The following is a 10,257-nucleotide window of genomic DNA, read 5'->3' as shown; positions in this document are numbered from 1 at the left end:
GCGCGCCTGCGCCCGCGGCGCCGCAACCCAAGGCGCCGGCTCCGGCGGCCGTCGCCACGGGCGGCGCCATGGTGCAGGTGGGCGCCTTTTCCTCCGAGGCCCTGGCTGACGCCGGATGGAACGACGCCATGCGCGCCTTGCCGGACTCTGCCTCAGGCAAGGGCAAGCGGGTCGAGCCCGTGGAGAGCAACGGCAAGACCCTCTATCGCGGTTATGTCACGGGCTTCGCCTCGCGGACCGAGGCGAGCGCCTATTGCGACCGGCTGAAGGCGGCCGGCCGCAGCTGTTTCGTCCGGTGAGCCTCCGCGCCTGCATCTTCGGCTGCGCGGGCCTTGAACTGACGGCGGAGGAGGCAGCCTTCTTCGCCGACGTCAGGCCGTGGGGCTTCATCCTCTTCAAGCGCAATGTGGAGAGCCCCGATCAGGTCAAGCGTCTGGTCGACGCCCTGCGCGAGACGGTCGGGCGTGAGGACGCCCCGATCCTGATCGACCAGGAGGGCGGCCGGGTCCAACGACTGGGTCCGCCGCATTGGCCGGTCTATCCGCCCGGCCGCGCCTACGGACAGCTGCCCGGCAACGACCCGCTGCTGCGCCGGGAGATCGCCCGGCTGGGCGCCCGGCTGATGGCCCATGATCTGGCGGCGCTGGGGATCAACGCTGACTGCGTCCCGGTGCTGGACGTGCCCCAGGCCGGCGCCCATGACGTCATCGGCGACCGCGCCTATGGCGACACCGCCGAGGAGGTCGCCCTGCTGGGCCGCGCCGCCGCCGAGGGGCTGATCGCCGGCGGCGTCCTGCCGATCATCAAGCATATCCCCGGTCACGGCCGGTCCATGGCCGACAGCCATCTCGACCTGCCGGTGGTTGACGCCGCCCTGGAAGAGCTGGACCTGGTCGACTTTGCGCCCTTCCGGGTGCTCTCAGACATGCCCATGGCGATGACCGCACACGTGGTCTATTCGGCCATCGATCCCAAGCGGCCGGCGACGACGTCGCGCAAGGCGATCAAGCACATCATCCGCGACTCCATCGGGTTTCAGGGCCTGCTGATGAGCGACGACCTGTCGATGAAGGCGCTCTCTGGGGACTTCAAGGCGCGAACCAGGGACTCGTTGGCCGCCGGCTGTGATGTCGTGCTCCACTGCAATGGCGACATGGCGGAGATGGCGCCCATCGCCGAGGCCTGTGGAAAGCTTTCCGGAAAGGCCAGGCGCCGGGCCGAAGCCGCGCTTGCACGGCTCGCCAAGCGACCTGAGCCCCTCGACCTCGCCGAGGCCCGCGCCCGGTTCGAGGCGGCGTTCGACGCCGGCTGATGAGCGGGCAAGGCTTCCAGCCCCACCTGGACTTCGAGGCCGCGGCGACCGCGGCCGAGGACGGCGAGGCGCTGATCATCGATGTGGACGGCTATGAGGGCCCGCTGCATGTGCTTCTGGCGCTCGCCCGCACGCAGAAGGTGGACCTGCTCAAGCTGTCGGTCCTGAAGCTCGCCGAGCAGTATCTGACCTTTGTCCATCAGGCGCGGCGTCTGCGGTTCTCCCTGGCGGCGGACTACCTCGTCATGGCCGCCTGGCTGACCTATCTGAAATCCCGCCTCCTGCTGCCCAAGCCCGAGCGGCCCCAGGCTGAGGAGCCGCCGGCCGAGGAGATGGCCGCGCAGCTGGCCTACCGGCTGGCCAAGCTGGACGCCATGCGCCGGGCGGCTGACGCCTTGAAGGATCGGCCGCAACTCGGCCGCGAGATCTTCGGCCGTGGCGATCCGCAAGCCATCCGCATCATTCCGTCCATGCGCCTCGAAGGCGATCTCTACAGCCTGATGGACTCCTATCTTGACCAGCGGCGTCGCGATGAGAGCCGCCGCTACACCCCGCGGCCGCCGAGGGCCTATCCCTTGGAGGCCGCCCGGGAGCGCCTGCGCGGGCTGTTGCCGGAGCTGGAGCGCTGGACGCCGCTCTCTGGGGTGGCGCCGATGCGGGCTGGTGCGGGGGAGGGACCATCCAGGGCCTCCTATCTTGCCTCGACCCTGTCTGCGAGCCTGGAACTGGTGAAGGAGGGCGCTCTTGAGGCCCGCCAGCTCGATGCCTTCGCTGACCTCTATTTACGGGCCCGTCACGGCGAGGCCGCCCCATGAGCGAGGCCGTGGAGCGCGCGATCGAGGCCCTGCTGTTCGCCGCCGCCGGCCCCCTGAGCGCCGCTGATCTGGCCCAGCGCCTGCCGGCCGAGGCCGATGTCGGGGCCGGATTGATGGCCCTGAAGGCCCGCTATGCCGGCCGCGGGGTGGAGTTGGCCTGCGTGGCGGACCGCTGGCGGTTCCAGACCGCCGCCGACCTCGCCTATCTGATGACCGAGGAGCGGGAGGAGCCGAGACGCCTGTCCAAGGCGGCCCAGGAGACCCTGGCCATCATCGCCTATCACCAACCGGTGACCCGGGCCGAGATCGAGTCCGTGCGGGGCGTGGCGGCCAGCAAGGGCACCCTGGACGTTCTGCTGGAGCTGGGCCTGGTTCGCATGCGCGGGCGTCGCCGCACCCCAGGCCGACCCGTCACCTATGGCACCACCGACGCCTTCCTGGAGCACTATGGGCTGGCGAGCCTGGGGGATTTGCCGGGCATGGCGGAAATGAAGGCCGCCGGCCTGCTGAGCCTGGATCTTCCCGCAGACTTCTCAGTGCCCGATCCCACGGCAGCTCGATCAGACGAAGATCCCCTCGATACGAGCGATGAGGCGCCGGAATTTCACACCGATTTCCTGGGCGGGGACGACGACACACCGCCATCCTGACCGGAATGTGAGCCCGCCGGCTCAAAAGCCTCGCCCCTCGCCTTGGCGCATGGGGGGCTTACTCGTTATATTGATCTGGAATTGAGGGGTGGCGACGCGGTCGCCAGTGGCCGCTCAACATAGGAGTTTCGCCTTATGGGCTCGTTCTCGATCTGGCATTGGCTGATCGTTCTGGTCGTTTTCGCACTTCTCTTCGGGGGGCGCGGCAAGATTTCGGCGGTCATGGGCGACGCGGCCAAGGGCATTCGCGCCTTCCGCGACGGCCTGAAAAATGAAGACGCCGAAGAGGCCAAGCCGGACGTCGTCAAGACCATTCCCGAGCGGGAAAAGGACGAAATCCGCAACTGATCGCGCCGGGGGCCGGCCTGGCCGGCCCTGACCATCGTGCTCTAGATTCAAAGGGTGTAGAGCGCCTCCCCGGCGAACCGCTCTCACATTCGCCCCACGCGCTCTAGGCAAGAACCATCATGCTTCCCGATATCGGCGCAGGCGAGCTCCTGCTCATCGGCATTGTCGCCCTGGTGGTGGTAGGGCCAAAAGACCTGCCCATGCTTATGCGCCGGCTGGGCCAGTTCACCGCGCGCCTGCGGGGCATGGCGGCGGAATTCCGGGCCAGTTTCGACGAGATGGGCCGCCAATCCGAGCTCGACGATCTGCGCAAGGAGGTCGAGGCACTGCGTAGCGGCAAGATTCTGGATGACGAGATGGGGCGGACGGACGCCCAGACGGTCATGCGGGAGATCGAGGACGGCCTCGCCCATGGGGACATTCAGATGCACCCGCCCATGAGCGCCCCCTATGCTGGCAGCCAGTCCCTGGCCGAGCCTGGGGAAATGACTGAAACCGTGGAGCCGGATCGGGCGAGCCCAGGTCCCGCCCCCACGACGCCGAAGGCGGAAGCCAAGGCGCCGCGCGCCAGGGCCGCAGCGAAGACCTCTGATCAGGCCGCCGAAAAGGCTCCGCCCAAGCCGCGGGCCAGCCGGGCCAAGCCCGCCGGCGCCAAGTCGGCCGGAGACAAGGCGTGAGCACCATCGAGGACGACGACGAGCGGGAAATCGAATCCTCCCGCGCCCCGCTGTTCGATCATCTGGTTGAGCTGCGCAAACGCCTGATCATCTGCATCGCCGGGTTCGGCGCAGGGTTCGTGCTCTGCTTCGCCTTCTCCGAGCCGATCTACATCTTTCTGCTGCACCCCTTTGAGGTGGCCGCGCGGCTGATGGCCGCCGAGACGGCTGGCGGGGGCCACGGCCCCTTCGCCATGATGTCCGCCATGGCCGGGTTCACCGATGTTCCTGAGGGGGGAGAGCGGCTGCGGCTGGTTTTCACCGCCCCGCTGGAATTCTTCTTCACCAAGCTGAAGCTGGCGGCCTTCGGCGCGGTGATCGTCACCTTCCCGGTGCTGGCCTGGCAGGTCTACGCCTTCGTCGCGCCAGGCCTCTACAAGCGCGAGCGCCGGGCCTTCCTGCCGTTTCTGGCCGCGGCGCCGGGGCTGTTCCTGCTGGGGGCGGCGCTGGTCTATTACATGATCCTGCCCTTCGTCCTGTGGTTCTCCCTGTCCCAGCAGATCGTCGGCGACGCCGCGGTGACGGTGGAGCTCCTGCCCAAGGTCTCGGACTATCTGACCCTGGTCACCACCCTGCTGCTGGCCTTTGGCCTGTGCTTCCAGTTGCCGGTGGTCCTGACCCTGCTGGCCCTGACCGGAATCGTGAACGCCCAGATGCTGCGGACCGGACGACGCTACGCGATCCTCGGCGTGTTCATCGTCGCGGCCATCGTCACCCCGCCGGACCCGATCAGCCAGCTCTCCTTGGCCATCCCCATCATCCTGCTCTACGAAATCTCCATCTGGTGCGTGCGCCTGATGGAGCGCCGCCGCCAGCGGGACGAAGAAGCTCAGGGCAAGGACGTCATCCCAACCTAGTCCAAGGCCAATCTCCTCAAGGCTAAGGTGGGCGCGGGGCTTGGCCCCATGCCCGACGCGCTCTAGAGAAGGCCGCTCACTCCCCAAAGATCGCCGGCGCGCCCATGCACGACATCAAGGCCATTCGGGAAAATCCCGATCTCTATGAACAGGCCTGGAGCGCGAAGAGCCGGTCCGGAGTCGCGGCCCATGCGCTGGAGCTCGACGCTGTCCTGCGCGCCGCCCAGACCGCCCTGCAGGAGGCCCAGAGCCGCCGCAATGACCTGTCCAAGCAGATCGGCCAGGCCAAGGGCCGCAAGGACGAGGCCGAGGCCTCGCGCCTGATGGCTGAGGTCGAGGCGCTCAAGGGCGTTCTGGAGTCCCAAGGCCAGGTCGAACGCGAGACCGGCGAGGCCCTGCGCGACCTGCTGGCCGGCCTGCCCAACCTGCCGGCCCCCGACGTGCCCGTCGGCGCCGACGAGAATGACAACCAGGAGGTCCGCCGCTGGGGCGAGCCCTTCGCCATCGCCTCGCCCAAGGACCATGTGGATCTGGGCGAGACCCTCGGCCTGATGGATTTCGAGGCCGCCGCGCGCATGAGCGGCTCGCGCTTCGTCGTGCTCAAGGGCCAGCTCGCCCGGCTGGAACGGGCGCTCGGCCAGTTCATGCTCGACCTTCAGACCCGTGAGCACGGCTACCTCGAGGTCTCACCGCCCCTGCTGGTGCGCGACGAGGCGGTGTTCGGGACAGGACAACTGCCGAAGTTCGCCGAGGATCTGTTCCACACCGAGGACGGCCGCTGGCTGATCCCCACCGCTGAGGTGTCGCTCACCAACCTCGTGCGCGACCAGATCACGCCGACCGAGGAACTGCCCCTGCGGCTGACGGCGCTCACCCACTGCTTCCGGTCCGAGGCCGGCGCCTCGGGCCGCGACACCCGCGGCATGATCCGCCAGCACCAGTTCCAGAAGGTGGAGCTGGTCTCCATCACCACGCCCGACCAGTCGGACGCCGAACACGAACGAATGGTCGGCTGCGCCGAGGCTGTCCTGAAGGCGCTTGAGCTGCCCTTCCGCACCATGCTTCTCTGCTCAGGCGACATGGGCTTTTCGGCCCGCAAGACCTATGACCTGGAGGTCTGGATCCCGTCGGAGGGGCGCTATCGCGAGATCAGCTCCTGCTCCAACTGCGGGGATTTCCAGGGCCGTCGGATGAACGCCCGCACCAAGGCCGCCGGCGACAAGGCGACGCGCATCGTCCATACCCTGAACGGCTCGGGCTTGGCCGTCGGCCGCACCCTGGTGGCCATTCTGGAAAACTATCAGGATGAGAACGGCGCCATCGCCATTCCCCAGGCCCTGCATCCCTATATGGGCGGGCTGACCCGGATCGAGGCGGGCGCATGAGGCTGTTGCTGACCAATGACGACGGGATTCACGCCGAGGGTCTGGAGGCCCTGGAGCGGATCGCCCGCCAGCTGTCGGACGACATCTGGATCGTCGCCCCGGAATACGAACAGTCCGGCGCCTCCCGGGCCCTGACCCTGTCGGAGCCCGTGCGGGTCCGTGAGCTTGATGCGCGCAGGTTCGCCGTCAGCGGCACGCCCACCGACTGCGTGATGCTGGGCATGAGCGAGCTGATCAAGGGCGCCAAGCCCGACCTCGTCCTGTCCGGGGTTAATCGCGGCGCCAATATCGCCGAGGACGTGACCATGTCCGGCACCGTGGCCGGCGCCATCGAGGGCATGGCCATGGGCGTCCCGGCCATCGCCCTGTCCCAGACCGGCGGCCCCAAGCCCCATGAACCCTTCTTCGAGGCCGCCGAGGTCTTCGCCCCGGGCATCGTCAAGCGCCTGCTGGAGATCGGCTGGCCGAAGGACGTGGTGATGAACCTGAACTTCCCCAACCGGCCGATCTCCGAGATCACCGAGGTCGAGGTGACCCGCCAGGGGTTCCGGGACGTCCAGGTCCGCCACGCCGAGCGCCGGAGCGACCTTCGGGGCCGCGACTACTACTGGATGGGCTTCCGCCAGGAGCGCTCCGAGCCGGCAGACGGCACCGATCTGCGGGCCATCTACCAGGGCAAGATATCGGTCACCCCCCTGCACATCGACCTGACCCACGCCGAAACCGTCTTCAAGATGCGTGGGGTGCTGGGTGGCGCTCCTCCGAAGGCCTGAGATGGCGCAGGACCCTGACGACAGCCCCGAGACCCGCCTGGCCCGCCTGGTGCTGGCCCTGCGCTCGCAAGGGGTGAGTGACGCCAAGGTGCTGAAGGCCCTTGAGGCGACGCCGCGGCAGATGTTCACCCCGGACCTGTTCCAGGAGCGGGCCTTTGAGGACTCTGCCCTGCCTATCGCCTGTGGCCAGACCATCAGCCAGCCCTTCATCGTCGGGCTGATGACCCAGGCCCTGAAGATCGAGCCCCGGGCCCGGGTGCTGGAGATCGGTACGGGCTCCGGATACCAGACGGCCATCCTCTCCCGGCTGGCCAGACTGGTCTATACAGTCGAGCGCTACCGCACTCTGCTGGCGGAGGCAGAGGCCAGGTTCAAGGCTCTGGGTCTGACCAATGTCATCACACGCTTTGGCGATGGGGGCCTCGGATGGCCCGAACAGGCCCCTTTCGACCGTATTATGGTCACAGCCGCAGCCCCAGATGAACCTGTGGCCCTGTTGGCTCAGCTCAAGCCCCACGGCATTCTGGTCGCCCCCATCGGACGCGGCCCCGTCCAGAGTCTCCGGCGCTATTGCGGCGACGGAAAGGGCGGTTTCGTGGTGGAGGATCTGGGTGATGTTCGCTTTGTACCCCTTCTCGACGGCGTCGCCCGGGAACTCTGAGCGACACTGATTTGCGCCTGTTGTGGGATGGCCCGGGTGTCGGCCTTAACCCACCGTTAACCTCAAGACCCCGACTGAGTCAGAACCTGTCCCATGGAGCGGCCATGACGCACTTCCTTTCCCGTACGGCTCTGGTCCTGCTCGCCGGCAGCGTGCTGGCGGCCTGTTCCACCTATCAGAGCGAGGGGGTCGAGCAGGTTCGGCCCAACTTCCCGGTGCGCCAGGGCCCGGACATGCAGGGGACGCCGCCGGCGACCCAGACGCCTGGCGATCAAACCTCGCCGCCCAGCGCCCAGCCCACCAGCCCCATCGAGTCGCGGCCGCTGGATCCCTTGCCTTCCGCCCAGCCGCGTCCCGGTGACAGCTATCCGCCCCCGCCGCCACCGCCGGCCCAGGAATACGAGACCGTCACCCGCACCACGGCCACCGGCCAGGTGGTGGACGCCGACGGTCCCCCGCAGAGCTATACGGTCGCGGCCGGCGACACGGTCTACGGCATCGCCCGCAAGCTCTCGACGAGCCGCGATCAACTGGCCGCCGACAACAATCTCAGCGCGCCCAACTATGTGATCCGCCCGGGCCAGGTTCTGAAGGGGCCGTCGAGCACGACCAAGGCCTATGTGGTGGCCAGCGGCGACACCCTGTTCGCCATCGCCCGGCGCTTCAGTGTCAATGGCCTGGCCATTGCCGACGCCAACGAGATGGAGCTGAACGACGTGATCCGTCCCGGCCAGCGGCTGCTGCTACCCGAGGGCTTCCGAGACACCGGACCGGTCACCAGCACCGTCCGCGTGCCAGTCACTCGCTCCGCCCCCGCCTGGACGCCTCCGGCTGCTTCACCGCCGCCCGCAGCGCCGCCTGCAGCCCGTCCGCCGGCTTCAACACCGGCGCCGGCTCCGACCCCTGCGCCGCGACCGGCGGCGCCTGCCCCGGCAGCCCCTGCGCCCATCGTGCCGAGCAGCCGGACGCCGGCCGACGCCCAGGTGGCCCAGCTCGGCCGGGGCCGCTTCGTATGGCCCCTGCGCGGGGACATCCTGTCCACCTTTGGTCCCAAGGGCACTGGGCAGCGCAATGACGGGGTCAACATTCGCGCCCGGTCTGGCGAGGCCGTCCGCGCCTCAGCGGCTGGCGACGTGGTCTATGGCGGCGATCAGGTGCCGGGTTTCGGCAATCTGGTGCTGATCAAGCATGCCGACGGCTGGGTCACCGCCTATGGCCACCTGGCGCGGATCGATGTGAAGATGCAGGACAAGATCAGCCAGGGTCAGCAGATCGGCCAGGCTGGCGCCACCGGCGAGGTCGGCGAGCCCCAACTGCACTTCGAGGTGCGATTCGCCCCCACGCCACAGGATCGAGCCCGCCCGATCGATCCCATGCTGGTCCTGCCGCAGTAGGCGCTCGCTGGCGGAGCCTGCGTCCTCAGAGGGGCAGGCTCTTGCCCTGGGCGCCGGCCAGATCGCGGATGAACTGCCAGGCGACCCGGCCTGATCTGGCCCCGCGCAGCTGCGCCCACTGCAGGGCGCGGCGGTCGAGGTCTGGATCGGTCAATCCGTGGCGCTCGGCATAGGCCCTGACCGCCTGCAGATAGGTGGGCTGGTCCATGGGCGGAAAGCCGATCCAGAGGCCAAACCGGTCGGACACGCTGACCTCTTCCTCGGCGTCTTCGGCCGTGGCGATCAGGCCGCGCTCTTCGTGGTGGCCCCTGGGCATCAGGTGGCGTCGGTTAGAGGTGGCCACGAATAGAACATTGGCCGGCGGACCTGACACGCCGCCCTCAAGGGCGGATTTCAGCGCCTTGGCCGCCGCGGCCCCTTCTTCGAACGACAGATCGTCGCAGAGGACGACGAACCGTTCGTCCCGGCCCCGCAGTTCGTCGAACAGGGCGGGCAGGGCGGTGACCTGGTCGCGGTCGACCTCGACCAGCTTCAGGTCGCCGCGGGCTTTGGCCACGGTCATGAAGGCGGCCTTGGCGATGGAGCTCTTGCCGGTTCCCCGGACCCCCCACAGCAGGACATGATTGGCCGGCAGGCCCCGGGCGAAGCGTTCCAGGTTCTCCAGGAAGCGATCCTTCTGCCGCTCGATCCCCACCAGGGCGTCGAGCCCTAGGGGGTAGTCCGGTGCGGGATGAAAACCGCCGCTCTGCGGATCATGGCGAAACAGCCGCCCGCCCGTGAAGTCGGCCCGCGGCGAGGCTGGCGGCGCCAGCCGTTCCAGGGCGTCAGCAATGCGGGCGAGGAGGGGGCGAAGGTCTTGATCCATGACTTGGCTGCTTAACCCTCGGGCTCGCATTGCAAAAGGGGGCGCCAGCGCATAGCTTCCGCCGACTTAAAGAGAGGGGCCGACGCACCGGCCCTTGAACACTTGCCGGAGAGGCCATGTTCGCCACCCCCGCCTACGCCCAGACCGCCGGCGCCGCCGCCGCGGCTGGCCCTATGGATATGATCCTCCAGTTCCTGCCGCTGATCCTGCTGGTCGTCCTGTTCTATTTCCTGATGATCCGTCCGCAGCAGCGTCGGATGAAGGCCCACCAGCAGATGGTGGCCGAACTCAAGCGCGGCGATCAGGTCGTCCTGTCCAGCGGCATGCTGGGCAAGGTCGTTCGGGTCGAGGACAAGGAAGTCGGCCTTGAAATCGCCACCGGCGTGACCGTTAAGGTCGTGCGGACCATGATCGCTGAGGTCCGGGTCCGGGGCGAGCCGGCGCCGGCCAACGACTCCAAGTCCTGATTGATCCTGCGCCA

The 10,257-nt window shown here is 68.2% G+C and carries 13 protein-coding genes; 12 read left to right on the top strand and 1 reads right to left on the bottom strand.

Annotated elements, in window-relative coordinates; genetic code table 11:
- The 11 genes from Q8K84_RS16905 to Q8K84_RS16855 all read left to right on the top strand — a co-directional run.
- A partial coding sequence (locus Q8K84_RS16905) for an SPOR domain-containing protein (RefSeq protein WP_305283911.1) occupies nt 1-299 on the top strand: 299 nt, incomplete at its 5' end.
- Nucleotides 284-1,312 carry a beta-N-acetylhexosaminidase gene (nagZ, locus tag Q8K84_RS16900; protein WP_305283919.1) on the top strand — a complete coding sequence of 343 codons (1,029 nt, stop codon included), beginning with the start codon at nt 284-286 and terminating at the stop codon, nt 1,310-1,312. The genes Q8K84_RS16905 and nagZ, both read left to right, overlap by 16 nt.
- Nucleotides 1,312-2,127 carry a ScpA family protein gene (locus Q8K84_RS16895; RefSeq protein WP_305283909.1) on the top strand — a complete coding sequence of 272 codons (816 nt, stop codon included), beginning with the start codon at nt 1,312-1,314 and terminating at the stop codon, nt 2,125-2,127. The genes nagZ and Q8K84_RS16895 overlap by 1 nt, the downstream gene beginning before the upstream one ends.
- Nucleotides 2,124-2,777 carry an SMC-Scp complex subunit ScpB gene (gene scpB / locus Q8K84_RS16890; RefSeq protein ID WP_305283908.1) on the top strand — a complete coding sequence of 218 codons (654 nt, stop codon included), beginning with the start codon at nt 2,124-2,126 and terminating at the stop codon, nt 2,775-2,777. Before Q8K84_RS16895 ends, scpB begins: the two co-directional genes overlap by 4 nt.
- Nucleotides 2,778-2,912: 135 nt before the next feature.
- Complete coding sequence (locus Q8K84_RS16885) at nt 2,913-3,125, top strand: twin-arginine translocase TatA/TatE family subunit (protein ID WP_305283907.1); 213 nt, start codon at nt 2,913-2,915, stop codon at nt 3,123-3,125.
- Nucleotides 3,126-3,244: 119 nt separating this feature from the next.
- Nucleotides 3,245-3,802, top strand: coding sequence for a Sec-independent protein translocase protein TatB (tatB, locus tag Q8K84_RS16880; RefSeq protein ID WP_305283906.1), 558 nt, complete (start codon nt 3,245-3,247; stop codon nt 3,800-3,802).
- Entirely contained in the window at nt 3,799-4,698 is a 900-nt protein-coding gene (gene tatC, locus Q8K84_RS16875; protein ID WP_305283904.1) for a twin-arginine translocase subunit TatC, read from the top strand. Before tatB ends, tatC begins: the two co-directional genes overlap by 4 nt.
- Before the next feature lie 104 nt (nt 4,699-4,802).
- Nucleotides 4,803-6,083, top strand: coding sequence for a serine--tRNA ligase (gene serS / locus Q8K84_RS16870; protein ID WP_305283903.1), 1,281 nt, complete (start codon nt 4,803-4,805; stop codon nt 6,081-6,083).
- A complete protein-coding gene (surE, locus tag Q8K84_RS16865; protein ID WP_305283901.1) occupies nt 6,080-6,856 on the top strand; it encodes a 5'/3'-nucleotidase SurE in 777 nt (258 codons plus the stop codon). The genes serS and surE overlap by 4 nt, the downstream gene beginning before the upstream one ends.
- A gap of 1 nt (nt 6,857) precedes the next feature.
- On the top strand, nt 6,858-7,517 hold the full coding sequence (locus tag Q8K84_RS16860) for a protein-L-isoaspartate(D-aspartate) O-methyltransferase (protein WP_305283900.1): 660 nt from the start codon (nt 6,858-6,860) through the stop codon (nt 7,515-7,517).
- A 104-nt stretch (nt 7,518-7,621) separates the two neighbouring features.
- Complete coding sequence (locus tag Q8K84_RS16855; RefSeq protein ID WP_305283899.1) at nt 7,622-8,911, top strand: peptidoglycan DD-metalloendopeptidase family protein; 1,290 nt, start codon at nt 7,622-7,624, stop codon at nt 8,909-8,911.
- Nucleotides 8,912-8,936: 25 nt separating this feature from the next.
- On the opposite strand, the gene Q8K84_RS16850 is transcribed toward Q8K84_RS16855, so the two are convergent.
- Nucleotides 8,937-9,776, bottom strand: coding sequence for an ATP-binding protein (locus Q8K84_RS16850; protein WP_305283898.1), 840 nt, complete (start codon nt 9,774-9,776; stop codon nt 8,937-8,939).
- A 173-nt stretch (nt 9,777-9,949) separates the two neighbouring features.
- Between Q8K84_RS16850 and yajC the strand changes: the two genes are divergently transcribed.
- Nucleotides 9,950-10,243: a preprotein translocase subunit YajC gene (gene yajC / locus Q8K84_RS16845; RefSeq protein WP_305283918.1), complete on the top strand. Its 294-nt coding sequence runs from the start codon at nt 9,950-9,952 to the stop codon at nt 10,241-10,243.
- Nucleotides 10,244-10,257 lie beyond the last annotated feature (14 nt).

The organism is Phenylobacterium sp. (assembly GCF_030679875.1).
Lineage (GTDB): Bacteria > Pseudomonadota > Alphaproteobacteria > Caulobacterales > Caulobacteraceae > Phenylobacterium.
This window is presented reverse-complemented; position numbering and strand designations above follow the sequence as displayed.